Raw genomic sequence first — 24,886 nt, 5'->3', positions numbered from 1 at the left:
ATGTCCAGTATCAAGATTGCAGATCGCCTGATCGGCCAGGACGCCGAGCCGTTTATCATTGCCGAAATGTCCGGCAACCATAACGGGTCGAAGGAGCGTGCGCTCGAGATCGTGCGCGCGGCTGCTCGGTGCGGCGTCGATTGTCTAAAATTTCAGACCTACACAGCCGATACCCTGACATTGGACAGCGATCTGGACGATTTCGTCATCCGGGACGACAAGAGCCTCTGGAACGGACGCAGGCTGCACAATCTCTACCAGGAAGCCCATACGCCGTGGGAATGGCACGCCGATCTCTTTGCCGCGGCCGCGGAGCATGGCGTCATGGCGTTCTCCACGCCGTTCGATGAAACCGCCGTCGACTTTCTCGACAGTCTCGGTGTTCCGATGTTCAAGATCGCAAGCTTCGAGCTCACCCACCTGCCGCTGATCGCCAAGGCCGCGGCCACCGGCAAGCCGCTGATCATGTCGACCGGCATGGGAACGATCGATGAGATCGAGGAAGCCGTTACCACGGCACGCGGCGCGGGCGCGAAGGATATCGTCCTGTTGAAATGCACGAGCCAGTACCCGGCCGATGCTTCCGACGCCAATCTGATGACCATACCGGACATGGCCCGCCGCTTCGGCGTGCAGGTCGGCTTGTCGGATCATACGGCCGGCACCGGCGTTGCCGTCGCCGCCGTCGTGCATGGAGCCACAGTCATCGAAAAGCATTTCACGCTGTCGCGCGCCGAAGGCGGCGTCGATTCCGCCTTCTCGCTGGAGCCATGGGAAATCAAACTTCTCAAAGAGGAGACCCGGCGTGCCTGGCTTTCGCGCGGTGCGATTCATTACGGCGGCACCGAGAACGAGAAGAACTCGCGGGCATTTCGCCAGTCGATCTATCCGTCGCAGGATATCCGGGAGGGCGAGATCTTCTCCAGAGCCAATCTCAAGATCTGCCGCCCCGGCACAAGCCTGGAGCCACGCCATTTCGCTGGTCTCCTCGGGAAACCGGCGCGGCGTGCGATCGGCAAGGGTGAACGCCTGACGCTGGACGACCTTTAGGCATTCCACCAGAACCGACGCCCGCGCCGACAAGGCTCGCACAACATAGGCCTGCGACAAGGCATCCTCGACGGAAACCATTCCAGCAGAGGATCGCACAATGGCGAACCCCAAGCCTGCCCTTGGCCAAAGCGGCAACGTAAAGCCTGCCGAGGACCAGCTAACGGCCCGCATGAAGGGGGCGCAGGCATTGCTGGCCGCGGTTGCCGCGAAGACCCACACCCAGGCAGCAAGGCCGGCTTTCAACGCCCCTCCAGCATCCAAGGCAGAGCGCAAGGCGACGAAGAAAGCGATCGAGCTTACCACCGAGGCCACGAAGGCACTTCAGGAGCGGCGTTACAAAACCGCCGAAGCCCTTTTCGATCAGGCGATCGCTCTTTTCCCCTCGCCGCCGCACCGGCTGTTGATCAACAGGCTTACCGCAGCATCCAAGACTGCCAACCACGCTTACGTCGCGGAGCATTATCCCCAGGTACGGGCACTGGCCACGACCGATGAAGAGAAAGCGACGGTCGACCATATCTGGATCGACTGTCTCGTTGCCGCCGGATATCCGGAACAGGCACTTGAATTGATTGATGTCTGGCGCAACTCAGACGTGAAGATCTGGGCCTCGATCCAGACGGTCGCAGGGATCATCGAGGAAGATCGCGGGAATTTTGACAAAGCGATGGCGATTCAGGAAGCAATCCTGGCGCGCGATCCGAATTGCGACGTAGCTCGCTGGCACCTCTCCCTTCACCAGATGGCAGCCGGCAAGCTGCCGGATGCCTTCGACAATTACGATGTTCGCTGGAATATCAGCGATTTTCCATCCGAACGCCGGCAGTTCGACATTCCGCGGTGGCAGGGCGAAGCGCTGCAAGGCAAGAAGATCCTCGTCTGGCGCGAGCAAGGCGTTGGCGACGAGATCCGCTTTGCCGGACTGCTTGCGGACCTCGTCGAGCTCGGCGCCGACGTGACCTTCGAATGCACAGCGAAGCTTGTCCCGCTGTTCCGGCCGTCCCTGCCGGACATCACCGTCCGACCTGTCGTGCCTGCGGTCAACCGCACCCCTGCGCTCTACGCCGAATTCGATTTCGAGACCCCGCTCGGCTCTCTTCCGCGGTTCCTTCGCCCGTCCGTCGTGGCCCTGAAAACGAAGGCGAGGCCATTTCTGAAGCGCAGCCCGGAAGTCGAAAACAACGTCCGCGAAGCCATGAATGCGCGACCCGATCAGCCGGTCATCGGTCTTTGCTGGCGCTCGAGCCTTCGCAACCTCCACCGGGACAAGAACTATCTGCGCGCCGAGCACATCGCAGCTCTGAAGCTTCTAGGGAAAAGCGGTTTCATCTGTCTTCAGTACGATCAGTGCGCCGATGAAGTCGCGCTGATGCAGGAATTGGGACTTCCCGTCACGCAATTTACCTCCATCGACCAGATGAACGATCTCGCCGGAGCGGCCCTGCTTGCGGGTGCCTGTGACCTCGTCATCTCCGCCGGGACGGCCACTGCCGAGCTCTCCGCCGGCCTGGGCGTACCCACGCTGCTATTTGGTCCAGAGCACAGCCGAACCCGGCTTGGAACCGACGGCATGCCGTGGCACCCCGCAACGCGCTACATGCCGACCAGTCCCGACGAGCCGATCGAGCTGATGAAGACGATCCTATTCAACTGGGGATCGATCGCGACCTGGGCAGAAGAGAAGAGCATTTCCGGTCGAAAGATCGACTGGAGCCAGTCATACCCTCGCGCCTGACGCAAAATTTCAGCCTAAACAGAAAAACCCCGGGATCCATCGGACCCCGGGGTTTTGATTTGAAGCGCCCGGCGCGAACCGGAGGCGGCTATCAGCCCTGGAAGAGCTGCAGGATGTTCTGCGAGTTCGAGTTGGCGATCGACAGCGACTGGATGCCAAGCTGCTGCTGGGTCTGAAGGGCCCGCAGACGGGTGGATTCTTCGTTCATGTCGGCGTCGACGAGACGGCCGATACCGCTGTCGATGGAGTCCATCAGATTGGCGACGAAGTCTTCCTGCATTTCGATGCGGCTCTTGACAGCACCGAGGTCGGCAGCAGCATCCGTCATCGACTGCAAGACAGCGTCAACGCCCGAAAGTGCGTTGCTGAGAGCGCCGGCAGTCATGGCGGAAATGTCGAGTGTCAGGACCGAAACGCCCGTAATTGCAGCGGATGCACCCGAAGCGTTGATGTAGCGCAGATCGTTGGAAAGAAGGCCGGTGCCGGAAGCGACGTAACCGCCGGTTGCGTCGGTCTCGATCAGCGAAGTTGCGGTCGTGTCGACATCGAGCTTGGTGATGGAGACGTTGTTCTGGGAGTCACGGTTGAACGAGCCGACGATCGACTTCGTGCCCGCGACGTTGTCAGTGCTGTGCGACAGCCAGTTCTCGCCCGAGAACGATGCTGAGCCGACGACGCTCTTCAGCTGATCCTGAAGCTGCGTGATTTCCTTCTGGATCTTGTTCTTGTCGACGCCCGGCTCCGAGGCTGCAACCAGCTTCGCTTTAATTTCGTCGACGACTTCGATCGCAGCGTTCAGACCCGTGTATGCGGTATCGACTTTGGCGGCGCCGAGGCCGAGTGCATCCTGAACGGTCGAAAGCGCCTTGTTGTCCGAGCGCATGGTCGTGGCAATCGACCAGTAGGCGGCATTGTCGCCAGCCGTCTGAACCTTCATGCCCGAAGAAATGCGGTTCTGCGTCGTTTCCATGTCGGAATTGATGGAGCGCAGTGTCTGCAGCGCGCCCATGGCTGCGCTGTTGGTGAGGAGACTCGTCATCTGGGTAAAGCCCTTTATCGCGTGACTGATACAAACTGAAAGCGCGTCATGTGCGAGACGAAAGGCTTCATGCGTGTCGGCGAGTGACTCGACGACGTTTCGTCTGTGAGGAGGATTACAATCTATTTAGGTTAATGCAATGCTAACATATGGCCCTGAACATTTACCATTGGGGCGACGAGCCTAAACGCGAAAACGCCGCGGCCCATTCGGACCACGGCGCTTTTAAGGGTTGATAGGTTCCGGACGTCTCCGCCCGGAACCTCAAGTTTGTTTTTAGCCGAAGAGCTGCAGGATGTTCTGCGACTGCGAGTTTGCGATCGAGAGTGCCTGGATGCCAAGCTGCTGCTGCGTCTGCAGAGCGCGGAGGCGGGTGGATTCTTCGTTCATGTCGGCATCGACGAGGCGACCGATACCGCTGTTGATGGAGGTCTTCAGGTCGGACACGAAGTCGTTCTGCATCTCGACGCGCTTCTTGACGGCACCGAGATCGGCAGCGGCATCGGTCATGCTCTGGAGAACCGAGTCGACGCCAGACAGAGCGTTCGAAAGATCACCAGCCGACATGTCGGTGATGTCGAGGTTCATGACGTTCACGCCGCTCAGCGATGCGGAAGCGCCGCTGGCAGTGGTGTAGGTCAGATCGTTAGACAAAAGACCATTGCCGGAAGCCACGTAAGCGCCTGAAGCATTGACTTCGATCAGCGACGTCGTGGTCGTGTCGATATCGAGCGTCGTCAGGCTGACGTTGTTGCTGGCGTCACGGTTGAACGAACCAACGACCGACTTCGTGGAAGCGGTGTTGTTATCGTCGTGATAGAGCCAGTTTTCGCCGTTGAACGACGAGGACTTGGTCAGGCTGGTCAGCTGCTCCTGGAGCTGCGTGATTTCCTTCTGAACCTTGGCCTTGTCGACGCCCGGCTCGGAAGCTGCAACCAGCTTGGTCTTGATTTCGTCGACGACTTCGATCGCGGCGTTCATACCGGTGTAGGCGGTGTCGATCTTGGCAGCGCCGAGGCCGAGTGCGTCCTGAACCGACGAAAGCGCCTTGTCGTCCGAACGCATGGTGGTCGCGATTGACCAGTAGGCAGCGTTGTCGGAAGCTTCGCCGACTTTCATACCCGACGAAATGCGGCTCTGGGTCTGCGACATTTCGGAATTGATCGAACGCAGCGTCTGCAGAGCGGACATCGCAGAAGTGTTCGTAAGAAGGCTCGACATAGGTGTAATCCCTTGGACTGTATACTTTTCAGGGACATACCGGACTGCAAAAGATTACCGGCGATGACGGTTTAGGCTTCATGCCACTCTGCTTAGACCTCAGTCAGAAGCGAACCCGCCATGTTGAGATCAACTTCGCCGAGGCCGCTTTCCAAACACTTAACCGGCCTCCCGAACACGCGTTCGGCAGGCATGGAGCGGGCCATAACCCGCATCATGGTTAAGGGATGGCTAAGGTAGACGATCCGCTTGCAGCGCGTTCAAACGAAAGAGCGCACCAACGACCCGACGAGCAGGTTCCAGCCGTCTATTAGGACGAAGAACAGGATCTTGAACGGCAGCGAGATCGCCGTTGGCGGCAGCATCATCATGCCCATCGACATGGTGATCGTCGCGACGACCAGATCGATCACGAGAAATGGCAACACGATGAGGAAGCCGATCTCGAAGCCGCGGCGGATCTCCGAGATCATGAAGGCAGGCGTCAGGACGCGCAGGTCGATCTCGCCATCCGTTTCGACCGTCTGACCACGCTCCGTTGCGATATCGATGAACAGATTGAGATCCTGGTCGCGCGTGTTCGCCATCATGAAGTCGCGGAAAGGATCGGAAATGCGCGCGATGGCCTCCGTCTCGTCGATCTCGTTCTCCATCAACGGCTGCACGCCTTCCGACCAGGCGCGGTCGAAGGTGGGCGCCATGATGTAGAAGGTCATGAAGAGAGCGAGCGACACGAGGATGAGGTTCGCCGGCGTCGTCTGCAGTCCCATGCCAGCGCGCAGGATCGCAAAGGCGATGATCAGGCGCGGAAAGCTGGTCACCATGATCAGGATGCCAGGCGCGACCGACAGGACGGTGATCAGTCCAAAGGTACGGATAATCCAGCTCGCGACGGACCCATCGACGGGCGTCTCGAACAGACCGGGATCAATCCCCTGGGCCTGGGCGCTGGCCATCAACGCCATCATGGCGAAGCCAGCTATGAGCAATCGGTTCATTCGATCACGAAGGTCCTGAACATGAGGCTGGCGACCTTGCCTTGCGAGCGCAACGCCGCCCGTTCGGTCAGGTCTTCTTTGAGATGCTGGAAGCCGCGTGCGCCCTCGATCTGCTGCAGCGAGACCGTGCGCAGATAGGCGATGATATCCTGATGGATCGTCTGCGCCATGGCTTCGTCCGCCATTTCGGCGAACACCAGTGAGACTTCGAGGCGGATCCAGTTTTCGGACGGATAGGCAAGATTGGTGGTGATGGCATCGAGCGCCACCACTTTGGGTACCGCGTGTGCTTCGCCCTCTGCCTCGCCGTCATGGTCTTCAGCGTCGGCTGGTGGCACGGCGGCCTCCACCTGCGGTGCGAGCATGCCGCCGACGAACCAGCCTCCGCCGGCCGCAACGGCAGACAAAGCCAGAACCACAGCGATCGTAATGATTGCCGAAGGTTTCTTAGGCGCATCGCCCGTGTCATCAGGTGTCGTCATGTCACCCCCGCCGCCCGTTCCCGCCGTCGTCAGATCGGCGAATAGATATCGACGAACTGCTGACCGACCGGAGGCTGCTGCACCTCGGTCAACCGGCCACGACCACCATAGGAGATGCGTGCTTCGGCGATCTTTTCATATGAGATTCGATTGAAGGCGTCGACATCGCGCGGACGCGCTATCCCCGCAATATTCAGGATGCGAAGCTCCTGATTGACGCGCACCTCCTGAGAACCGCTGATGACGAGGTTCCCGTTCTCGAGAATGCCCGTCACCACGGCCGCAACGCTGAGGCGCAACTGCTCGGAACGCGCCGTGGAACCAGATCCATTGGTGGCAGTGTTCGAGCCGAAATCGACGTCGGCCTCACCCGATCCGGTGCCGCCAAACAGGTTGTAGCTGCCGCCGAACCCGATGCCGCTCCGGTTGGTGCGGCTTCGTTCGGTCTCGTTGTCGAACGCGGCGCGGTCGTTGATCGCTATATCAACTGTCAGAATGTCGCCGACATTGATCGCGCGCGCATCCTTGAAAAGAGCGCTCTGGCTGTCCTGCCAGATGGAGAAGCTTCGATTGGTCGTATAGGGCTGCTTCGGATAAAGCGCCATCTGTGGCGTCTGTCCATAGGTCAGGCCGGCCCCCACCGGGCTCATGGCCGGAGCCCGACCGATCTCGTTGAAAGTCTGCGAATTACAGCCGGCGAGAAGCGCGAGCGTCGCGATGAGAGGCAATCGGCGCATCATGATGGGTTTCTCGACGTCGTTTCATCCGCAGCACTTGCGATCACGGAGGTGAGTGCGGCAGCGACTTGGCTGTCCATCTCGTTGAGGATCTGGCTGGCGATGCGCGGGCTGAGCTTCATGATGATTGCGGCTGCAATCTCGGCATTGACGTTCTCGAGGCGCTCCGCAGCCGCATCAGGCCGCATGCCCTTGTAGATGTCGATAAGCCCCTGCTCTGCCTGCTGCAGGAAGTCGTTTCGACGCTTCAGCCAGTCTTCATACTCGGCACGGCGCTCCTCGAGCACCACGATGCGCTCGTCGATACCCGCCTGCAGCGTGTCGAGCTCCTGCTTCTGCAAGAGATAGCGACGATCACGGGCAGCGTCCGCGATGTTGGTGCAGTAAGCCTCGATATCGGCGCTGATTGCCGGATCGACATTGCCCTGCGCGTTGGCGCCGCTCATCGAAAGCGGCAGCGCGATCAAGAAAGCGCCGACGGCGCAGGCGTTGAAGCCGAGACAGGCGAGTGCCATGCGTTTCATGCTCATTGCAATACAAGCTCCGCCTGAAGTGCTCCGGCTGATTTGATGCCCTGGAGAATGGAGATGATGCCGTCGGGCTTGACGCCGATGCCGTTGAGGCCGGAAACGAGCGCCTGCAGGTTCGGTCCATCGAGGATAGCAACCTGCCCGCCTTCGACGTCGGCATAGATGTCAGTGTTCGGCTCTTCCGCCGTCACGCCGTCGGAAAACGGCAGCGGCTGGACGATCGTCGGCGTTTCGTTGACGCGAACGGTCAGTGTTCCGTAGCTGACAGCCACCGGCGAAATGCGCACATCGTGCCCGATCACGATCGTCCCGGTCTTCTCGTTGACCACGACGCGCGCCGGCGCGTCGGGCACGACGGTTAGGCCTTCGATCTCTGCAAGAAAACGGGTCAGCGCACCTGCATTGGCCGGCTTGCGCACGGTGATTTCGGTGCTGTCGCGCGCATCAGCGGTCGCGACGCCATAGCGCTGGCTCGTATAGGCATTGACGACATCGGCAACCGCGACGGCCGTGCCGAAATCGGGATTGCGCAGCTGGAACACGAGGTGATCGGCCGCCTCGAACTGGGCGCCTACTTCACGCTCGATGATCGCACCATTCGGCACGCGACCGGCAGTCGTCACACCCTGGGTCAATTGCTGCGCCTGGCCTTCGGCCTGGAAGCCGGAGACGACCACGCTGCCCTGGGCCACAGCGTAGATCTGGCCATCGGCGCCCGAAAGCGAGGTCATCACCAGCGTTCCGCCGCGCAGGGAGGTGGCGTCCCCAAGCGAACTGACGGTGACATCGACCCGCGAACCCGCGCTCGCGAAGGGTGGCAGCGTTGCCGTCACCATGACGGCTGCGACATTGTTGGCGTTCGTCGTACGGCCATCGGTAGAGATGCCGAGATTCTGGAGCATCGCGCGCAGCGATTGTTCGGTGAATGGAGAGGCACGCAGACCGTCGCCGGTGCCCTGAAGACCGACGACCAGGCCGTAGCCGATCAATTGGTTGTCGCGCGCGCTTTGAACCTGCGCGATGTCCTTGATGCGCGAATTCGCGTCGGCGCTGCCGATGAGGCCACCCGAAAGCATCACCAGTGATGCGGCAAGCATGATGACGAAGCGGCCTGATATCGAGGATTTCATTGCGCGATGACCTGTACGGTCCCGTTCGCCATCACGGTGCCGGAAACGGTGCTTCCGCTTTCGAGGTTTCGCACCTGAATGAAGTCGCCGATCGCCGCGGATTTCAGGGGGCTGCCGGAGGCGGTGATGACGAGACCGCCACTGGAATAAACCAGCTTTACCGGTTGTCCGCGTTCGACTGCATAGGATGCACGAACTGCCGACGTCGGGATGACCCGGCCCGGTAGAAGCGTGCGGCGCGCCACGGCGCCTTCGAGTTCGGCCATCGACGAGATGTAATCGGCGCGGATGTTCGGATTGGTGACCTCGACTTCGCGCATCAGCGCGATGTCGATTTCCTGGCCTGGATAGACCACTTCGTTTGGGACGACGGCTACGGGCCCGCTTGCCTTGGCGGGAACCGTTAAGCCGGCCGCAACGGCAAGCGCCGCCGTCAGCATCTTGAACGAGACCATGTGCGTGCGAAGAGCCATCATGAGCGTCCGCCTCAATCCTAAAGTTCCGTTAGCGGATGCCTTGCGACACCACCGACGCCATTTCGTCAGCAGCCTGAATGATCTTCGAATTCATCTCATAGGCGCGCTGCGCCGAGATGAGGTCGGTGATCTCCTTCACCGGATCGACGTTCGAAGCTTCGAGATATCCCTGCTGGATGCGCGCGAAGCCGGCATCGTCGGGAGCGCCAACGATGGCGGCGCCCGATGCAGGCGTTTCGCGGAACAGGTTCTCACCGAGCGGCTCAAGCCCCGCTTCGTTGACGAAGTTCGAAAGCTCCAGCTGGCCAAGCTCCTGCAGGTCGACCTGGTTCTCGACACGGGCGAAGACCTGGCCGGACCTGCTGACGACGATCTCGCTCGCATTCTGCGGCACGACGATTGCCGGCTGGATGCGATAACCATCAGCTGTCACCAGTTCTCCCTGGGCGTTGGTGTTGAAGGCACCCGAGCGCGTATAGAGCGTGTCGCCCTCGGCAGTCTCGACCTGGAACCAGCCGCGGCCGATCAGGGCGAGATCGAGATTGTTGCCTGTCGTGACCAGCGACCCCTGGATGTGCAGGTTGCGCACGGCAGTGGTCTGAACGCCGAGGCCAATATAGGCACCTTCCGGAACCACGGCGGAGTCCGCCCGGTTCGGCACGCCCTGCTGCCGCTCGACCTGATAAAGCAGATCGGAGAATTCAGCGCGCGAGCGCTTGAAGCCCGTCGTGTTGATGTTGGCGATGTTGTTGGCGATGACTTCCAGGTTCAGTTGCTGGGCATTCATGCCGGTCGCAGCGATGGCGAGAGCTTTCATGGTCTGGACGTCCTTAAATCTGCATTCGGCTGACTTCGAGGTAGGCGGTCACGATCTTGTCGCGGATGGCGATCGCCGTCTGGAGCGTCTGCTCCGCCGTCATCACCGCATCCACCACTTCGCGCATGTCGGCCTGGCCGTTGATTCCGTCGAGGGAGGCCTGCTCGGCGCCGCGCAGGCTGCCGACCATGTCGGTCGCCATGCTGGCGAGAGTCGCGCCGAAATCGCCGCTGGCCGGCGCAACGCCCTGCATCTGGCCCGTAAGCGGCATCTGCAGGATGGACGAACTGCTGCCGGTTTCCGATGCGCCTTCCATGGCGCGCGTGAACGACAGCGCCGAAACGTTCTGGATGCCGCCGATCATTGCGAGGCTCTCAACAGGTCGATTGTCATCGAAATCAGCTCTCGCGTTTGTTTGATCGTCTGAAGATTGGATTCGTACGCCCGGTTGGCCTCACGCATGTCGGCCATTTCGATCAGCACGTTGACGTTCGGCTTCTTGACCATGCCGTTCTCGTCGGCGGCCTTGTTGCCGGGATCGTATTCCACGGTGAAGTCGCTCGTGTCCTCGTCGACCGAGCCGACATTCACGAGCGATGCGCCCGAGACGCGGTCGAGTTCGGCGTTGAAGTCGACGATCTTGCGCCGGTAGGGATCTCCACCCGGCAGGCTGGACGTGGACTGTGCGTTGGCGAGGTTTTCGGAAACCACGCGAAGCCGCGTCGTCTGCGCCTCAAGCCCGGATGCTGCGATCCGAAGCGATGCGGTCAGCGGATCGATCGTCATGCGCGCACCGTCTGCAGCATCATGCGGTGGAACGTCCGCACGAGGTTGGTGCTAAGCTCCATGTTCCGCTTGATCTCGCCGGTCTTGCGGAGTTCATCCGCAAGCGTGACGGAGTTGCCGGAAACCTGGACTTCGACGCCATCCTGGACGGTTTTCGAGGAGACGGAGTTGCGCATTTCGTCTTCGATGAAGTGCGCTGGGTGCGTGGCCGCCATGCGGTTTCCCGTTTCCTTCAGCACATCCTCGAAGGGCGCTACTTCGCGCGCGGCATAGCCGGGCGTGTTGGCGTTGGCGATGTTCCCCGCCACCACGGTCTGGCGCACCGAAAGCCAGTGGGCTTGTCTGGACGCGAGATCGAAAAGTTGAATGGGCTCCATGCCGGGTCTCCGCTGGATCGTTCCGCTTGGATGACCGAACCTAGGCTTTCAATCTTGCGTCAGACTTGTGAGAGACCTCACCGCTCGATGACCGCGCCTTCGGAGGTCACGATTACCCAGGTGCCGTCGCGCCGCTCGAGCCTTGCAAGCCTGCTGTTGTCGGGCAGCACCGAGCCGATCTGCACCATGTACATGCCTGCAGAATCCTCGATCAGTGCCCGGCCATTCGCCACATGCAGAAGGCGGAAGGCATTGGATCCCGGAAATGGCTGGTCGAGCGGATCGGCTGCCGCTGCGGCGGGCTCTTCCTCGATCGGGGGCTCGGGCACGGTCGCCGTCATCAGCATGTCGAACTCGCCCTCGCCGGCCGGCTCGCCTTCCAGCACGATCGGCGACGCGCTCATCATCCCGGTGCCGGGCCAGTCCGACAGCGGCCGATCGGTCGAATAGGTCATCGGGCGGACGCCGAAGGATTCCTGATGGAAGAAAACGTACCAGGGGAAGAACGCCGCGCCGACGGCCAGAGCGATGCCGCCACCGACGATCGCCGTATCGACGTTCAGCAGGCGCTTGAGAAGCGGCTCGCGCGGCAAGGTATCGTCGAAAAAGATGTCCTGTTCGTCGCTCATTTGCGTCCCTTGCTTGGCTCTGGCTGCGGAGTGCCGGGTTGGATGAGGCCGGCTGCCTTCTTCATTTCGTGGGCCAGGTCGTCGAATGCGTCGGCCGCTGGCGGATCGTCGGGACCCTGCCGCAGAACCTCGTAGACGACCGGCACCTGCTTCACGGCCATGTCCATGTCCGCGTCGGTTCCCGGGCGATAGCCGCCGATGAGGCGCAGGTCGCGGGTTTCCTCGAAGCGATGGATCAAAGCCTTGAGCCGCGTGACGAGCTTTTCCTCGTCACCGGCCCAGGCCTTGCGGGCGAGACGGGAGATGGAGGCAAGCGGATCGATTGGCGGATAGCGCCCCTCTTCCGCAAGCGTACGGCTGAGCACGATGTGGCCATCGAGAATGCCGCGTGTCGCATCCGCAACCGGGTCGTTGTGATTGTCGCCGTCGACGAGGATCGACACGATTGCCGTGATCGAACCGGCATCTCGCCCGCCTGGCCCAGCCCGTTCCAGAAGCTTCGGCAGTTCGGTGAAGACGGAGGCCGGATAGCCGCGCGCGATCGGCGCTTCGCCGGACGCGATGCCCACTTCACGCACCGCATGCGCAAAGCGCGTCACGCTGTCGACGATCATCAGCACGTTCTGTCCGGCGTCGCGAAAATATTCCGCAACGGTCATGGCGGTCAGCGGTGCGAGCCGGCGCAGCATCGGCGACTCGTCGCTCGTTGCGACGACGACAACGCTCTTTGCCAGATTATCGCCGAGCGTATCCTCGATGAATTCCCGCACCTCGCGGCCGCGCTCGCCCACGAGCGAGATGACGACCCGATCAAACGCGCTCGCCCGCGCGATCATCGACAGCAGCGTCGATTTGCCCACACCAGAACCGGCGAACACACCCAAGCGCTGACCCAGACAAATCGGCGAAAAGATGTCGATGGCGCGCACACCCGTGCGAAGCGGCGTCTCGACGCGCTGGCGGCTCATCGACGGCGGAGGCTGGCTGACGACGGAGCGCCGCTTGCCGCCGGGTACAAGTTCAGGGCCGCCATCGATCGGCTGGCCCATGGCATTGATCGTGCGCCCGCACCAGGACTGGTCTGGCGCGACCTTGAAGGCACCGCGGCTGAAGACCGTTTCATTGACGCCGATCGGCTCCCCAGCTTCGATCGGGCAGACAACGACCGTATCCGTATCCACCTTGACGACTTCGCCCAGATGGTCGCCGCTCTGGCTGCGGTGAACCACGAATTCGCCGAGCCGGACATGACGCGATAGGCCGGACACGGTGTAATGGCCCGCCGCGATCGACTGGACATAGCCGCCATAGCGAATGGCTTCGCTCGGCTCTGCAAATTTGCGTGCGACCTTGGCGAGCGCGTCCAGCTTTTCGGATCGGTGCGAATGGAAATGCACGCTCATGTCGCTTTCTGTCCGGCCTCAGGCCGATTGGACGTTTCCGGGAAACGCGAAGTTGCTCTAGGTGTTGCTGCCGCCAAGGGTGCGGATCGCGTCCTGCTTGATCCGTTCGGCATCTCGCACGAGCGCGGACACGTTCTCGAACTGACGCGTGACCATGATGAGCTGGGTCATCTCCGAAACGGCATTGACGTTAGACTTTTCGATAAAGCCCTGCACGACGCCCACGTCGAAGCGATCGACGACAGCTTCGGGCTCGCCGTTGGGCAGGATCGCGCTGTTGTCGTGCCGGCTGTAGCCATTGGCAGGATTGAAGGTGAAGAGCCCGAGGGCAGCAAGCTGCACGCCGTTCTGGCGAAGCGCGCCGTCGCGCGAAACTTCTGGTTCGCCGCCCGCCGCATCGAGCTGAATGGCGGCGCCGCCCGGATCGAGAACCGGATAGCCGTTCAGCGTCACGAGCGCACCATCCTCGGTCATCGTGAAGCGGCCGTCACGCGTCAGCGCCGGGCCGGCGGGTGTCTCGATGGAGAACCAGGCATCGCCCTGCACGGCGAAATCGAGCGCACTGCCCGTCTGCTGCAAACCGCCATTGCGCGTGGAGAGATAGTTTTCACCCGAGGACACGAAGGTGACGTCGGCAGGGCGACGATTGTCGACCAGTTCCTCGAACTTCACTTCGGTGGCGCGAAAGCCGACCGTGTTGGAGTTGGCGACGTTGTCCGAGAGCGTCGTCAGGCGCCGCTCGAGCGCGATCTGAGACGACAGCGAGACGTAAAGAGCGGTATCCATGGATCACCGTCCTCCGAGCTTGAGTGTGTTGATGGACAGGAGAAGATCGGGCGAAATGCCCGCGGCTCCCTGCGTGCCGAAAAGAGCGGACGTATCGAGTGTCTCCTGGGACGGGTTCTTCATTTCCCATAGGGTCGTGAACCGGTCGATGAAATCACCGAGCTTTGCGGGATCCTTGAAATCCGCCAGGCTGAACTGGTCTTCGAAATAGGCCGCCTGCTTGTCGATGTCGGTCGCGGCGAACTCGTCCGGCAAGTTGAGCGACGTGCGCACGACTTCTGCGAGCGCTTCGTCCGCCAGGATTTCGTAGGTGTTCTCCAGCCGCGGCGCCATGCGCTCGAAGTAAAGCGCGAGCCGCACGCCGTTGTTGTCGGCACCAGCGCTCTCTTCAAGCGTCTGGCGCATGTATTTGTCGATGGTCTTCTGCTGCGCCGCGTCGAAGCTGGTTGCCGCCGCGCCATGAGTCTCGAAGTTGAACGCCTGCGCAAATTCCTTGTAGCGCGTGTCGGCGAGCTTGTTGGCGAAGCTGTCGTCGTTGGCGACGCCCTCGGTCAGAACCTTGCGGATGAACGCCTTGGCATAGGCCATGTCTTCCAGTCCGTGCGCCTTCAGCGCATAGCGATAGACACGGTCGTCTGCCATGAATTCATCGATCGATTTGATGTTGCCGACAGTCTCATGGAAATATGCGGTTTCGCGCGCAACGAGGGGTTCCTCCGAAACGCGCGCGATCGAACGCGGCAGATCGGAAGCTAGCAGTCGATAGCTGGTGAATGTCGTGGTCATTCTTAAGAGACCCCCGCTCGTCGGCGCGAGAGGGCCCGCGCAGTTCAGCACCCTGAGTGCGAGCGATAGATCGGTTGGCTTGCGCGAGGCTTGATGAGCGCCCGGCACGTTAATCGATTGCTAATGAACAGCCGAGCAACCAGCTTCACGCAAGCCCCGGTGCGTAGTCAGATTGATACCACGCCAGCTGCGCGAGAGAGTTCATGAACATCCTTATCGGCCTCATCCTCACATTCGGTTCCATCCTCGGTGGCTTCATGGCCATGGGTGGACACCTCGAGGTGTTGATGCAGCCCTTCGAGCTCGTCATCATCGGCGGCGCGGCGCTGGGCGCCTTCATCATGGCGAACCCCGTGAAGACCATCAAGGACACGGGCAAGGCCATCGGTGAGGCACTGCGCTACAAGGTTCCGAAGCAGCGCGAATATCTCGATACGCTCGGCGTTCTGTACACGCTGATGCGCGACCTGCGCGCCAAGTCGCGCAACGAGATCGAAAGCCACATCGACAACCCGGAAGAATCCGAGCTGTTCAAGGCTGCGCCAACCGTACTGGCCAACAAGGACCTCACCGCCTTCATCTGCGACTATGTCCGCCTCATCATCATCGGCAATGCGCGCCCCCACGAGATCGAGGCGCTGATGGACGAGGAAATCCAGACGATCGTGCGCGACCGCATGAAGCCTTACCATTCCATGACGACGGTTTCGGACGCCTGCCCCGCCATCGGCATCATCGCCGCCGTTCTCGGCGTCATCAAGGCCATGGGCGCTATTGACCAGTCTCCGGAAATCCTCGGCGGTCTGATCGGCGCGGCACTCGTCGGCACCTTCCTCGGCATCTTCCTGTCCTACAACGTGTTGGGCCCGATCGCGACCAACATCAAGATCGTCCGTGAAAAGCAGAACCGCCTCTACGTCATCGTCAAGCAGACCCTGCTCGCCTACATGAACGGCTCGGTTCCGCAGGTGGCGCTCGAGCACGGCCGCAAGACGATCTCTGCCTACGAGCGTCCTTCGATCGATGCCGTCGAGCAAGAAATGATGAACCCCGGCGGCGACGCAAAGGCAGCCTGAGACAATGGGCATGGCCGTCACCAAACCCATGGATACCGCGCTTCTGGCCCGCATGACCGGGCGCCTCGGCGAGGCATCGGTCATCGAGGCGCAGATGGCGGCCATCGGCAAGGCAACCGCCGATCGCCTGGCGGAAGCCCTGCTGCAGGCGACCAGCGTCGCGGTGTCAGTCGCTCCCGAAACCGCACCGCAAGGTGTGCGGGCCGACATGGCTGCGACATTCGGTGCGCAGGATGTTCTGTGCGAGACAATGATCGAAGGGTGGTCGCTGGACCTGCTGCTTGCCGTCGATTCAGCATTCGTCATCGCCATGACCGAGCGGCTGCTCGGCGGAGAGAGCGACGGCGTGCCCGCATCGCGTCCTCTGTCGGAGATCGAACAGGACGTCGCCAAGCTGCTCTTCGAAACCTTTGCCGAGACCCTGCGCAAGGCGGTTTACCCGAACTGCGATCGGGCGATCTGCTCCAATCCGTTTCAGGGCCCGCTGAAGCGCGAAGGCGATGCGTCGTCCGCTGATTTCGCGGCGGTCCTCGTTCTGGGCGTCACGATCGGGAAAGCCAGCTTCAAGCTGCGCGCCATGGTGCCTCAGGCGGTCGTTCTCAAGACGAAGATCGCCGAGCCTGCCACCGCAAAGATCGACACCCGGCCGAAACACTGGACGGAGCAGCTGAGCGAGAAGGTTCAGAAGTCCAATGTCGGGCTGGAGGCCCGCATTCGTCTGGTGCCACTTTCGCTCGGCACCGTCGCCAGGCTCCAGCCGGGCTCGGTCATCCCGTTTGCCGATACGAAGGACACCCGCGTCCTTCTGCGTGCCAATGGCAAGGACCTGTTCTGGTGCGAACTCGGCAAGTCCGGCGAACGCTACATGGTGCGCCTCCAGGAGCGCCACGGCAGCGAAGAAGATTTCATGAAGGAACTGACCGCATGATGCGGCAGCATATGTCGATGGAGACATGGGAATGGCTGGTCAGCCGGAATTGAACCGCGAAATCGAGCGCGGCGATGGCTCCGATGAGGAATTGAACCGGGCCATTGATGGTCTGCGCGGCGTGCTGCGCAAGGATACCGACGGCGTGACGTCGGCTGAGGATTTGGAGAGTGTCAGCGAAATGACGAATGCCGCAACAGGACCGAGCAAGGCCTTCCCGGCCGATTTCGGCAGCGACTTCGACGACGGGCCTAGCCCCTTCGACGCGAGCCCTGCCGGCGCAAGTCTCGACGGAATGTTTGGTGCTGAGACGCCTCTGTTCGACGATGAGCCGACCGCAGCTCTCTTCGCACCGGAGCCGGAAAAGCCCGCGCGCCGGACGAGCGACAGCCACCGTGCGAAATCGGGCTCTGCGATCAACAACGTGGCCGAGACCGGCAATTACGATCTGGTCATGGACATCCCGATCGACATGCAGATCGTTCTCGGCACCAGCCGCCTGCCGGTGGCGAGCCTGATGAACCTTTCCGAAGGCTCGCTCATCGCGCTGGATCGCCAGATCGGCGAGCCGGTCGACATCCTGGTGAATGGCCGCCATTTCGGCCGAGGCGAGATCACGGTGCTGGACGGTGATGACAACCGTTTCGGCATTCGCCTGATCGAAGTCATGACCGAGAAATCGAAGTAAACCGACATCAAGCGAGAAGGGAAGCGCGATGAACGCGTTCACCGAATATGCTCAGGCCGAACCCGCGCCCGCACTGACCAAGGCGCAGAAAGCAGCCGCAATCCTGATCGCTATGGGCAAGCCGGTTGCCGGCAAGCTCCTGAAATATTTTGCCTCGTCAGAGCTTCAGCTGATCATCGCCAATGCGCAGACGCTGCGCACGATCCCGGCCGACGAGCTGGAAGTGCTGGTCAGCGAGTTCGAGGACCTCTTCACCGAGGGCACCGGCTTGATGGATAATGCCCGTGCCATGGAAGACATTCTGGAAGAAGGTCTGCCGCCGGACGAAGTGGACGGTCTGCTCGGCCGGCGCACGTTCTTCCAGGCGCTCGAGACATCGATCTGGGACCGCCTTCAGGACGCCGATCCGGTCGTCATCGGCAACTTCCTGTCGCGCGAACATCCGCAGACCGTGGCCTATATCGTCACGCAACTTCCCTCCGCCTTTGCCGCCAAGACGCTCCTGCAGCTGCCGGACGAGAAGCGCGCCGACATCATGCACCGCACCGTGAACATGAAGGAGGTGAACCCGAAGATCGCCGACATCATTCACAAGCGGGTCGTCGACCTCGTCGAGGCGCTCGAAGCGGATCGCAATTCCACCGGCACCAACAAGGTCGCCGACATCATGAACGAACTGGAGAAACCGCAGGTCGACGCGCTTCTCGGCGCTCTGGGCTCGATCAGCACCAAAGCCGTCGAGCGGGTTCGCCCAAAGATCTTCCTGTTCGAAGATATCCTGGAAATGCCCGCCAAGAGCCGCGTCATGCTGTTCGACGACATTTCCAACGATCTCATCACTTCGGCTCTCCGCGACACGCGGCCGGAACTTCGCGAAACGGTCCTCGGCTCACTGGGTGCACGCCAGCGCCGCATGATCGAGGCGGATCTTGCCGGTGGCGGGGGATCGCCGCGCGATACGGAAGTCGCTCGCCGCTCGATCGCACAGGAAGCGATCCGTCTGGCTGCGGCTGGCCGAATCGTCCTAAAGGAACGCAGGGATACGCCACAGGCCGCATGATGCGGTACTGCCGGGACGCAATGTCTTCCTGACGTTCCTACGATGGAGCCATGATGGCTGAGGATCAGGATAAAGACAGCAAAACAGAAGAGCCGTCAGAGAAGAAATTGCGCGATGCGATGGACAAGGGCAATGTGCCCTTCTCCCGCGAATTGCCGCTCTTCGGTTCCGCCCTTGCAATCCTCATTTTCTTTGTTTTCTTCCTGCCGGCCGGCGCTGCGCGTCTGACCAGCTCGCTTGTCGACGTGTTCGAAAAGCCCGAAGAGCTTTCGCTTGCGACTGGTCAGGACGCCGTCTTCCTGTTCCAACACCTCTTCATGGAATCCGGCGCGGTGCTGCTGCCCGCCTTCGTCTTGATGATCACCTTCGGCATCGCGGCGTCCGTGTTCCAGAACATGCCACGTCCGGTCCTGAACCGCGTCCAGCCGAAGATGGAACGCATCTCCCTGATGAAGGGGATCAAGCGGATCTACAGCGTCAAGGGCATGGTGGAATTCGCCAAGTCGCTGTTCAAGATTCTGGTCGTCTCGTCGATCATCGGTGTCGTCCTCAGCGACGATTATTTCGGCGTCCTGGCTGCCATGTTCTCCGATCCCGCAACGATCCTCGACATGATGAGAGCCATGGTCGGCAAGGTCATCATCGTCGTTTTGATCGCCACGGCAGCAATCGCGGCCGTCGACGTCTTGTGGACGCGCTTCGACTGGCACAACGACCTGCGCATGACGCGCCAGGAAGTGAAGGACGAATACAAGCAGTCCGAAGGCGACCCGATCGTCAAGTCACGTCAGCGCTCGCTTGCCCGTGACCGCGCACGCCGGCGCATGATCGCTGCCGTCCCCCGCGCGACGCTCGTCATCACCAACCCGACGCACTACGCCGTGGCGCTTCGCTATGTCCGCGAAGAAGGCGGCGCACCTCTTGTCGTCGCCAAGGGCCAGGATCTCATCGCGTTGAAAATTCGTGAGATTGCTCAAGAGCATGGCATCCCGATTTTCGAGGAGCCACCACTCGCCCGCTCCATCTTTGCGCAAGTCTCCGTGGATAGTGTCATACCCACGGAATTTTACCGGGCCGTCGCTGAGCTGATTCATCAGGTCTACGCAAAGCCCGCACAGTCGCAACCAGTCAAGGCCAGTTGACCGCCATGATGAAGACAAGCTGCACCGCCGAACGCGAAATGATCGTTGCCGAGGCACTCCGCCCGGTGGCCAGCGAATTGCGTCTCATCGACGCCGGCGATCTGATCTCGATGCTGAAATTCGAGTGCTACGGCGACCTCGCCGACCTCGTCGCCTCGGCAGCAGAGCTCTATTTCCTGCCGGGCACCGTGTCGCTCGGTATCGGTGGCGATTACTGGCTGGACTGGTCGACGCGGCCGCGCGTCGTGCTCGACCTGGAGTTGCGACCGGAAGGGGTAACGATTTATACCCGCCTCACGCTCGAGGATGCGCAGGGCAGCGTCGAGATCAGCCACATCGCCTTCGACGATCCGTCCGAGGATCCTGAAGTGAACACACTTCTCCTGTCGGAAAGCCTGCTCAAGTCGCGCTTCCGCAAATCAATCGGCGCACTCCATCTCCCGCACTGACGGGGCAGCGCAATAGCGCGCTGAAGTCTGCCTTGTGTAGCTTCAGGTGGTCTCAGGCGAGATATCCAAGACGGATTGCCTTGGCGATCGCCTGGATCCGATTAACGGAATCAAGCTTTGCGGTCGCCGTGCCGAGATAGGCGTTTACCGTGTGGACTGACAGTTCCAGGCGGTCGGCTATGGCTTCCGACTTCAAGCCGTCACCGGCCAGTTGCAGGCATTCCAGCTCCCGCTCATTGAGCTTCTGGCGTGGTGCTGCTTCGCGAATGTCGAGCATCAGGAGAAGCTTCATCACCTTGAAACTGCGGCGATGAAGGTTGAGCAGCATTTCCGCGTCACAGAAAAGGTTCTCACCCGCGAACAGCGTCAAGCCATTGCCGAGACCACCAAGCTTGACCGGAAACGCGATGATGTCGAGCCCTTCGGCCGTGACCGGCAGGCACCCGGCCGCGCCCATCTGCGAGCCACAGCCGTTCAGATCTGGCGAGCTGGTGAAACCGTGGATCAGCGGAGCCAGCGAACGCTCCATATGACCGATCACTGCCCGCGAGAAGCGCGCGTTGAAGCCGCTTGCGATGTCGCCGCTGCCCTTGCCGGCGCACCGGCTCAGCACGCAGTGCGTCGCAGCGCGCGCGGCGTTTGGAGCAAGCCTCAGAAGAAAGCGGCTTTCGGCGCCAAGTGCTTCGGCCATCTCGCGCAGTTGCTCGTCGATCGCAACCATCGAGCACTCTTTGTCCTTGACCTGAAACGTCGGTTGCCCGGCAGTTTTGGTGTGACCGATTTGAATGTTCAACGCGGTGACCTCCTTAGATCAAGCTGTGTCTGACAGCGTAAGCGATCGCTTCCGATCGAGTCTTCGTCGCCGTCTTGCGCATGATGCTCGTGATGTAGTTGTTCACTGTGTTCCGCGAGATGCCGATGATCATCGAGATCTCGTCGCTGGTCTTGCCTTCGGCGATCCAGTTCAGGCACTCGATCTCGCGCTCGGTAAGGTCGAGCACGCTGGACGGGACGTAGGTGGCTTCGTCGAACCGCGCCGCGAAATACGCGCTGAGCAAGGCAACATCGTGAACCCGTTCGCGCGCAACGACGATATCGCTGCGAAACAGAAAGATGACCGAGAGCCGCGCCTGGCCCGTGCAGAACGGGAAGGCGCAATAGATGCGACTAAGATGCTCGGGCATTCTCAACGTCGTTGGCGCGCGGACAAATGCTGGCTCCATGATCGCCATGCAGCGCTCGAGTTCGTTGCGCTTGGATTGCTGCTTGATCACATGCTGCCCGAGCGTGCGAACGAGGTCGAACGGCCAGTTGGACGAGACGATGTGGTCGAAGCCATCTTCGTTGAGCATGTCCTGACGGGCGAGCATGTAATGCTCGGCGCCGACGAAGCTGCTCATGAGTTCGAAGCCGGCCGGCAGATCGCCGCGCTCGGCACAGTGCGCCAGCTTCGCGATAAGAACGCTGCGGTCGATCATGATTGCCGACCGCCCGCGGATGCCTCATCCGCACACGACAAAAGTGAGGACGCCCGCCCAGCGCCCGAAAAAAACATCACTCTTGGCTCCTTCGCCAAACGGTGTCGAAGATACGCAAGAACGCGAAACGTTACGTAGCCAGATCGGTGATTCGTCCCTTAACAAAACGTTACGCAGGGCTCCCACGAGTGTCCACTGCCAATCCTGGCCATTTACGGCAGGCTACCGATGTGAAGTGATTCGCGTGGCGGTTGCGCAACATTTGGCAGCATTAAGACTGGTCCGTGACCGGCTTAAACGACATCTATTGCGATTAATCGCTAAGGTTACTTGTATTGTCGTTTACCAGAATGGACTATCGCCAAGGGCGTTCATGTCGACCCGGGGCGGAGGGTCGACATATTCCGAATGGCGAGTACCTGTAGCGTGAATAACAAGATGCAAGCTCCGACCGATTTTCTCGATCAGGCGACGATCAATCTTCTTTCGGAGTTTTGCATCGTCGATCATTGGTCGGCCAATCTCGCCAATGCGATGCTGAAGATCGGACATCGGGCGCGCACCCTGCATGGCCTCCCGGAAGACCGAACGGCTTTCGGCCTGCTAGAACTCGTGCGCTGCTACGACGACAGCATCCACGACAAGATCATCAAGCTTTTTGAACATGCGGCGTTTGAAAGCCGGCCGTTCAATTTTTCCGCCACCATCAAGCAGCCGTCGGACGACCACCGCATCGTGCATTGTTTCGGCGCTTACCGGTCGCTCGAGGACCAGTTCGACGGCGAGGAGCTCTACGGGGTGTTTCTCTTCTCGCGCGGCACCTACGGCCATTTCTAAAGGCAGTCCCGATCAGGCAGCCTTCTCGATCGCCCATTTCCGTAGGATCTTGGCTGCCCGCTCTTCGTTCAGTTCGACCATGCGAGCAAGACGCTTCTCCGGTCCTTCCTTCATCCGGCGATTGTAGCCGCTGCTCTCCTCGCTGCCGAGAAGGTCCGTTTCCGGATCGAAGCCAAAGTCCGCGCCGAACCCTTCCATCGGCATGGCGCCTGTTCCCATCGCCGGGCTGAAGTCGCCAAGCGCTGCATCGGCTTCCTGAGCGGGAGCCACGGCCGTGCCGACAGACTTGGCCAACGGGCGAAGCCCGAACCACACGACCAGGAGTGCGACCACGATGAAGGCAAGTGCATTGATCATGCTGCCGGCATGGCGCGAAAGGTTCTCCAAGATGGAGCCTTCGGCCGCGGCTTCTTCGAGAAGCTGGTTCTCGAGAAATGCCATGGCGTTCAAGGACACGACGTCGCCCCTGTCCTGGCTGAAGCCAGCGGCCGAGCGCACGATGTTTTCCATGTCTGCGAGATAGGCGTCGATCTGCTCCTGGGTGGCGTTCTCGCCGATCATCGCTGCGATGCGGCCGCGATTGACGACGACGGCAATCGACAGCTGCTCGATCGTGTAGCTGTTCTTGACCGTCTCGATCGTCTTCGAATTGATCTCGAAATTGGTCTGTTCTTCGCGCCGATCGAGCGACTCGTTCGACGTTGGGCCACCACCGGCACCTTCCGGTGCAGCCTGCGGCAGGTTCTGTTCGACCGTCGCAGGCGTGTCGCCCTCGGCACGGTTCGAGCGCTCTTCCTCGCGGGTCACCCGAACCGAACGCTCGACGCGTGACTCAGGATCGAAGGTGGTCTCGCGGATCTGCTGGCTGTCGGTGTTCAGGTTGGCACGAACGCTGGCACGGAAATTGTCGACGCCGAGAAACGGCGCGAGCGCCTTCTCGATGCTCGTCTCGATCTCGCGCTCCACCAGCTGCACAAGGCTCATCGAGCGATTGAGCGCGCTGTTGGTCATATCGTCGCCAGAAGCGAGCAGCTGGCCGGTGGAATCGAGCACCGTCACATTGTCGATGCCGAGGCCCGGGACGGACGCTGCCACGAGATGACGCACCGATTCCGCGGCCCGCTGTCCGTTCGTGCCGGACGTGCGGATCATGACGGATGCTGACGGCTCCTGTTCGCCACGCCGGAAGTTGCCGCGATCGGGCATGACGATGTGGACGCGCGCGGCGGAGATGCCGCTGATCGACTGGATGGTCCGCGCGATCTCACCTTCGAGCGCGCGAACGCGGGTCACTTCCTGCATGAACGAGGTCAGGCCGAGCGAACCGACATTGTCGAAGAGCTCATAGCCGCCATTGGCGCTGTCGGGCAGGCCGCGCTCGGCAAGAAACGCCCGCACGGAACCCACTTGACCAACCGGCACGAGCAGGGTCGAACCATCAGTGCCGACGGCAAAATCCATATTTGCTTCGGAAAGTGCCATCGAAACGCGGCTCAGGTCCTCCGGCTCGAGGCCGACATAGACCGTCTCCATCGTCGGTTTGTTCAGATAGAGGCCCGCCGCCACGATCATCGCAATGGCGAGCGCGGTCCCGCCGAGCATGGCCATGATGCGCATCTGGCCGAGGGCCATGAACCGCTTGGAAAGTGGTGCCAGTTGGCTCAACAGATTCATTCTGTGCCCGTTCAACTGCAAAATTCGACGCGTCACGGCGTGACACGCCATGCGATCCTGTCAGGGCCGACAATAGGCAGTGAAACTTGCGCGAAGATGTTGCGCCCTGAACGCAGCCGGGCACAGCTGCAAGCGGGCGTCAGCGGCTTAGAAAAGCTCGATGTCGCCGCTCTCCTTCACCGCATCGCGGCGACCGTCCGCCTCGCCGGACAGGCGGCTCTTCACGTCGGACAAGGTCATTATGCGAAGCGCGTCCTGAAGGTCGATCGCAACGCCGTGAGGAACATTGACCGAAAGCGCGTCGAGGAAATGGCCGAGGCCACGCAGGCGCTGGATCGTGAGATCCAGCGTTTGCAGCCGCATGACGCGCGCGTCGTCGCCATGGTCTGCCTCTCCGGCGCTCAGATCATGCTCGATCGCCTCCACCGCGCCGGCAAGATCGATCATTTCGTTGGCCAGGCGGCCCAGAAGATGGCTCAGTGGTTGACCGGCCTCGTCCTGCTCCAGTCGGCGTCGTGCGTGCTCGGCCATTATGTCATGCTCCAGAAAAGGCACTTCGGCGTGGTCGA

Annotated in this window: 29 protein-coding genes; 9 read left to right on the top strand and 20 right to left on the bottom strand. The window is 61.1% G+C overall.

Going from position 1 to position 24,886, the window contains the following annotated elements:
• Both pseI and QQL76_RS02290 read left to right on the top strand, forming a co-directional pair.
• Complete coding sequence (gene pseI, locus QQL76_RS02295; protein WP_499206207.1) at positions 1 to 1,050, top strand: pseudaminic acid synthase; 1,050 nt, start codon at positions 1 to 3, stop codon at positions 1,048 to 1,050.
• A gap of 100 nt (positions 1,051 to 1,150) precedes the next feature.
• Complete coding sequence (locus tag QQL76_RS02290) at positions 1,151 to 2,788, top strand: tetratricopeptide repeat-containing glycosyltransferase family protein (protein WP_499206206.1); 1,638 nt, start codon at positions 1,151 to 1,153, stop codon at positions 2,786 to 2,788.
• Between the two features lie 91 nt (positions 2,789 to 2,879).
• Here the strand turns inward: QQL76_RS02290 and QQL76_RS02285 are convergent, their stop codons facing one another.
• From QQL76_RS02285 to QQL76_RS02210, 16 genes are all read right to left on the bottom strand, one after another.
• On the bottom strand, positions 2,880 to 3,827 hold the full coding sequence (locus QQL76_RS02285) for a flagellin family protein (RefSeq protein WP_499206205.1): 948 nt from the start codon (positions 3,825 to 3,827) through the stop codon (positions 2,880 to 2,882).
• Positions 3,828 to 4,103: 276 nt separating this feature from the next.
• Positions 4,104 to 5,048, bottom strand: a complete 945-nt coding sequence (locus QQL76_RS02280; protein WP_499206204.1) for a flagellin N-terminal helical domain-containing protein — start codon at positions 5,046 to 5,048, stop codon at positions 4,104 to 4,106.
• 260 nt (positions 5,049 to 5,308) lie between these two features.
• Entirely contained in the window at positions 5,309 to 6,046 is a 738-nt protein-coding gene (gene fliP, locus QQL76_RS02275; RefSeq protein WP_126008543.1) for a flagellar type III secretion system pore protein FliP, read from the bottom strand.
• The gene (locus tag QQL76_RS02270) at positions 6,043 to 6,528 is read right to left on the bottom strand and encodes a flagellar basal body-associated FliL family protein (protein WP_499206203.1); all 486 of its coding nucleotides are present in this window, start codon (positions 6,526 to 6,528) and stop codon (positions 6,043 to 6,045) included. The genes fliP and QQL76_RS02270 overlap by 4 nt, the downstream gene beginning before the upstream one ends.
• 29 nt (positions 6,529 to 6,557) lie before the next feature.
• Positions 6,558 to 7,268, bottom strand: a complete 711-nt coding sequence (gene flgH, locus QQL76_RS02265) for a flagellar basal body L-ring protein FlgH (protein WP_499206202.1) — start codon at positions 7,266 to 7,268, stop codon at positions 6,558 to 6,560.
• Complete coding sequence (locus tag QQL76_RS02260; RefSeq protein WP_404864454.1) at positions 7,265 to 7,780, bottom strand: MotE family protein; 516 nt, start codon at positions 7,778 to 7,780, stop codon at positions 7,265 to 7,267. Before QQL76_RS02260 ends, flgH begins: the two co-directional genes overlap by 4 nt.
• An 11-nt stretch (positions 7,781 to 7,791) precedes the next feature.
• On the bottom strand, positions 7,792 to 8,892 hold the full coding sequence (locus QQL76_RS02255) for a flagellar basal body P-ring protein FlgI (protein ID WP_499207088.1): 1,101 nt from the start codon (positions 8,890 to 8,892) through the stop codon (positions 7,792 to 7,794).
• 29 nt (positions 8,893 to 8,921) lie between these two features.
• Positions 8,922 to 9,401: a flagellar basal body P-ring formation chaperone FlgA gene (gene flgA, locus QQL76_RS02250; RefSeq protein ID WP_126008537.1), complete on the bottom strand. Its 480-nt coding sequence runs from the start codon at positions 9,399 to 9,401 to the stop codon at positions 8,922 to 8,924.
• A 28-nt stretch (positions 9,402 to 9,429) separates the two neighbouring features.
• Positions 9,430 to 10,218, bottom strand: coding sequence for a flagellar basal-body rod protein FlgG (gene flgG / locus QQL76_RS02245; RefSeq protein WP_126008535.1), 789 nt, complete (start codon positions 10,216 to 10,218; stop codon positions 9,430 to 9,432).
• 13 nt (positions 10,219 to 10,231) lie between these two features.
• Positions 10,232 to 10,582, bottom strand: a complete 351-nt coding sequence (gene fliE / locus QQL76_RS02240; RefSeq protein ID WP_126008533.1) for a flagellar hook-basal body complex protein FliE — start codon at positions 10,580 to 10,582, stop codon at positions 10,232 to 10,234.
• On the bottom strand, positions 10,579 to 10,998 hold the full coding sequence (gene flgC / locus QQL76_RS02235; RefSeq protein ID WP_126012816.1) for a flagellar basal body rod protein FlgC: 420 nt from the start codon (positions 10,996 to 10,998) through the stop codon (positions 10,579 to 10,581). The genes fliE and flgC overlap by 4 nt, the downstream gene beginning before the upstream one ends.
• 2 nt (positions 10,999 to 11,000) lie before the next feature.
• Positions 11,001 to 11,381: a flagellar basal body rod protein FlgB gene (flgB, locus tag QQL76_RS02230; RefSeq protein WP_499206201.1), complete on the bottom strand. Its 381-nt coding sequence runs from the start codon at positions 11,379 to 11,381 to the stop codon at positions 11,001 to 11,003.
• Positions 11,382 to 11,458: 77 nt separating this feature from the next.
• Positions 11,459 to 12,010 (bottom strand): flagellar protein, encoded by a 552-nt coding sequence (locus QQL76_RS02225; RefSeq protein WP_126008529.1) that lies wholly within the window; start codon positions 12,008 to 12,010, stop codon positions 11,459 to 11,461.
• Positions 12,007 to 13,413 (bottom strand): flagellar protein export ATPase FliI, encoded by a 1,407-nt coding sequence (gene fliI, locus QQL76_RS02220; RefSeq protein ID WP_499206200.1) that lies wholly within the window; start codon positions 13,411 to 13,413, stop codon positions 12,007 to 12,009. The genes QQL76_RS02225 and fliI overlap by 4 nt, the downstream gene beginning before the upstream one ends.
• 57 nt (positions 13,414 to 13,470) lie before the next feature.
• Entirely contained in the window at positions 13,471 to 14,199 is a 729-nt protein-coding gene (flgF, locus tag QQL76_RS02215; protein ID WP_126008525.1) for a flagellar basal-body rod protein FlgF, read from the bottom strand.
• 3 nt (positions 14,200 to 14,202) lie between these two features.
• A complete protein-coding gene (locus QQL76_RS02210) occupies positions 14,203 to 14,985 on the bottom strand; it encodes a DUF1217 domain-containing protein (protein ID WP_499206199.1) in 783 nt (260 codons plus the stop codon).
• A 203-nt stretch (positions 14,986 to 15,188) separates the two neighbouring features.
• Between QQL76_RS02210 and motA the strand changes: the two genes are divergently transcribed.
• The 6 genes from motA to QQL76_RS02180 are packed head-to-tail and all read left to right on the top strand — an operon-like array spanning position 15,189 to position 20,328.
• Complete coding sequence (gene motA, locus QQL76_RS02205; protein WP_126008522.1) at positions 15,189 to 16,061, top strand: flagellar motor stator protein MotA; 873 nt, start codon at positions 15,189 to 15,191, stop codon at positions 16,059 to 16,061.
• Positions 16,062 to 16,071: 10 nt separating this feature from the next.
• Positions 16,072 to 16,989 carry a FliM/FliN family flagellar motor switch protein gene (locus QQL76_RS02200; RefSeq protein ID WP_499206198.1) on the top strand — a complete coding sequence of 306 codons (918 nt, stop codon included), beginning with the start codon at positions 16,072 to 16,074 and terminating at the stop codon, positions 16,987 to 16,989.
• Between the two features lie 31 nt (positions 16,990 to 17,020).
• On the top strand, positions 17,021 to 17,677 hold the full coding sequence (gene fliN / locus QQL76_RS02195) for a flagellar motor switch protein FliN (protein ID WP_499206197.1): 657 nt from the start codon (positions 17,021 to 17,023) through the stop codon (positions 17,675 to 17,677).
• 28 nt (positions 17,678 to 17,705) lie between these two features.
• Positions 17,706 to 18,737 carry a flagellar motor switch protein FliG gene (locus QQL76_RS02190; protein WP_499206196.1) on the top strand — a complete coding sequence of 344 codons (1,032 nt, stop codon included), beginning with the start codon at positions 17,706 to 17,708 and terminating at the stop codon, positions 18,735 to 18,737.
• A gap of 53 nt (positions 18,738 to 18,790) precedes the next feature.
• The gene (gene flhB / locus QQL76_RS02185) at positions 18,791 to 19,879 is read left to right on the top strand and encodes a flagellar biosynthesis protein FlhB (protein ID WP_126008514.1); all 1,089 of its coding nucleotides are present in this window, start codon (positions 18,791 to 18,793) and stop codon (positions 19,877 to 19,879) included.
• Between the two features lie 5 nt (positions 19,880 to 19,884).
• The gene (locus QQL76_RS02180; RefSeq protein WP_499206195.1) at positions 19,885 to 20,328 is read left to right on the top strand and encodes a BspJ family T4SS effector nucleomodulin; all 444 of its coding nucleotides are present in this window, start codon (positions 19,885 to 19,887) and stop codon (positions 20,326 to 20,328) included.
• Between the two features lie 52 nt (positions 20,329 to 20,380).
• Here QQL76_RS02180 and QQL76_RS02175 read toward each other — a convergent pair whose 3' ends face one another.
• Positions 20,381 to 21,121 (bottom strand): response regulator transcription factor, encoded by a 741-nt coding sequence (locus tag QQL76_RS02175; protein ID WP_499206194.1) that lies wholly within the window; start codon positions 21,119 to 21,121, stop codon positions 20,381 to 20,383.
• Between the two features lie 13 nt (positions 21,122 to 21,134).
• Positions 21,135 to 21,806 (bottom strand): helix-turn-helix transcriptional regulator, encoded by a 672-nt coding sequence (gene visN, locus QQL76_RS02170; protein ID WP_499206193.1) that lies wholly within the window; start codon positions 21,804 to 21,806, stop codon positions 21,135 to 21,137.
• Positions 21,807 to 22,244: 438 nt separating this feature from the next.
• On the opposite strand from visN, the gene QQL76_RS02165 reads away from it, so the two are divergent.
• Entirely contained in the window at positions 22,245 to 22,643 is a 399-nt protein-coding gene (locus QQL76_RS02165; RefSeq protein ID WP_499206192.1) for a hypothetical protein, read from the top strand.
• Between the two features lie 12 nt (positions 22,644 to 22,655).
• On the opposite strand, the gene fliF is transcribed toward QQL76_RS02165, so the two are convergent.
• A complete protein-coding gene (fliF, locus tag QQL76_RS02160) occupies positions 22,656 to 24,317 on the bottom strand; it encodes a flagellar M-ring protein FliF (protein WP_499206191.1) in 1,662 nt (553 codons plus the stop codon).
• A 147-nt stretch (positions 24,318 to 24,464) separates the two neighbouring features.
• Positions 24,465 to 24,848, bottom strand: a complete 384-nt coding sequence (locus QQL76_RS02155; protein WP_499206190.1) for a DUF8776 family protein — start codon at positions 24,846 to 24,848, stop codon at positions 24,465 to 24,467.
• Between the last annotated feature and the right edge of the window lie 38 nt (positions 24,849 to 24,886).

This window comes from Rhizobium albus (genome assembly GCA_030160035.1).
Classification (GTDB): domain Bacteria; phylum Pseudomonadota; class Alphaproteobacteria; order Rhizobiales; family Rhizobiaceae; genus Georhizobium; species Georhizobium albus.
The sequence above is the reverse complement of the archived record's forward strand: the minus strand, read 5'-3'. Positions and strand labels throughout refer to the sequence as shown.

Excerpts from the sequence above, each read along its gene's own strand:
- QQL76_RS02200 (WP_499206198.1), top strand. The coding sequence starts at position 16,072 with ATGGCCGTCACCAAACCCATGGATACCGCGCTTCTGGCCCGCATGACC.
- motA (WP_126008522.1), top strand. The coding sequence starts at position 15,189 with ATGAACATCCTTATCGGCCTCATCCTCACATTCGGTTCCATCCTCGGT.
- flgF (WP_126008525.1), bottom strand. The coding sequence starts at position 14,199 with ATGGATACCGCTCTTTACGTCTCGCTGTCGTCTCAGATCGCGCTCGAG.
- QQL76_RS02225 (WP_126008529.1), bottom strand. The coding sequence starts at position 12,010 with ATGAGCGACGAACAGGACATCTTTTTCGACGATACCTTGCCGCGCGAG.
- fliI (WP_499206200.1), bottom strand. The coding sequence starts at position 13,413 with ATGAGCGTGCATTTCCATTCGCACCGATCCGAAAAGCTGGACGCGCTC.
- fliN (WP_499206197.1), top strand. The coding sequence starts at position 17,021 with ATGGCTGGTCAGCCGGAATTGAACCGCGAAATCGAGCGCGGCGATGGC.
- pseI (WP_499206207.1), top strand. The coding sequence starts at position 1 with ATGTCCAGTATCAAGATTGCAGATCGCCTGATCGGCCAGGACGCCGAG.
- QQL76_RS02285 (WP_499206205.1), bottom strand. The coding sequence starts at position 3,827 with ATGACGAGTCTCCTCACCAACAGCGCAGCCATGGGCGCGCTGCAGACA.
- flgA (WP_126008537.1), bottom strand. The coding sequence starts at position 9,401 with ATGATGGCTCTTCGCACGCACATGGTCTCGTTCAAGATGCTGACGGCG.
- visN (WP_499206193.1), bottom strand. The coding sequence starts at position 21,806 with ATGATCGACCGCAGCGTTCTTATCGCGAAGCTGGCGCACTGTGCCGAG.
- flhB (WP_126008514.1), top strand. The coding sequence starts at position 18,791 with ATGGCTGAGGATCAGGATAAAGACAGCAAAACAGAAGAGCCGTCAGAG.
- fliP (WP_126008543.1), bottom strand. The coding sequence starts at position 6,046 with ATGAACCGATTGCTCATAGCTGGCTTCGCCATGATGGCGTTGATGGCC.
- QQL76_RS02180 (WP_499206195.1), top strand. The coding sequence starts at position 19,885 with ATGATGAAGACAAGCTGCACCGCCGAACGCGAAATGATCGTTGCCGAG.
- flgH (WP_499206202.1), bottom strand. The coding sequence starts at position 7,268 with ATGATGCGCCGATTGCCTCTCATCGCGACGCTCGCGCTTCTCGCCGGC.
- QQL76_RS02155 (WP_499206190.1), bottom strand. The coding sequence starts at position 24,848 with ATGGCCGAGCACGCACGACGCCGACTGGAGCAGGACGAGGCCGGTCAA.
- QQL76_RS02280 (WP_499206204.1), bottom strand. The coding sequence starts at position 5,048 with ATGTCGAGCCTTCTTACGAACACTTCTGCGATGTCCGCTCTGCAGACG.
- fliE (WP_126008533.1), bottom strand. The coding sequence starts at position 10,582 with ATGATCGGCGGCATCCAGAACGTTTCGGCGCTGTCGTTCACGCGCGCC.
- QQL76_RS02190 (WP_499206196.1), top strand. The coding sequence starts at position 17,706 with ATGAACGCGTTCACCGAATATGCTCAGGCCGAACCCGCGCCCGCACTG.
- QQL76_RS02290 (WP_499206206.1), top strand. The coding sequence starts at position 1,151 with ATGGCGAACCCCAAGCCTGCCCTTGGCCAAAGCGGCAACGTAAAGCCT.
- flgB (WP_499206201.1), bottom strand. The coding sequence starts at position 11,381 with ATGGAGCCCATTCAACTTTTCGATCTCGCGTCCAGACAAGCCCACTGG.
- QQL76_RS02270 (WP_499206203.1), bottom strand. The coding sequence starts at position 6,528 with ATGACGACACCTGATGACACGGGCGATGCGCCTAAGAAACCTTCGGCA.
- QQL76_RS02165 (WP_499206192.1), top strand. The coding sequence starts at position 22,245 with ATGCAAGCTCCGACCGATTTTCTCGATCAGGCGACGATCAATCTTCTT.
- QQL76_RS02260 (WP_404864454.1), bottom strand. The coding sequence starts at position 7,780 with ATGGCACTCGCCTGTCTCGGCTTCAACGCCTGCGCCGTCGGCGCTTTC.
- flgG (WP_126008535.1), bottom strand. The coding sequence starts at position 10,218 with ATGAAAGCTCTCGCCATCGCTGCGACCGGCATGAATGCCCAGCAACTG.
- QQL76_RS02210 (WP_499206199.1), bottom strand. The coding sequence starts at position 14,985 with ATGACCACGACATTCACCAGCTATCGACTGCTAGCTTCCGATCTGCCG.
- fliF (WP_499206191.1), bottom strand. The coding sequence starts at position 24,317 with ATGAATCTGTTGAGCCAACTGGCACCACTTTCCAAGCGGTTCATGGCC.
- QQL76_RS02255 (WP_499207088.1), bottom strand. The coding sequence starts at position 8,892 with ATGCTTGCCGCATCACTGGTGATGCTTTCGGGTGGCCTCATCGGCAGC.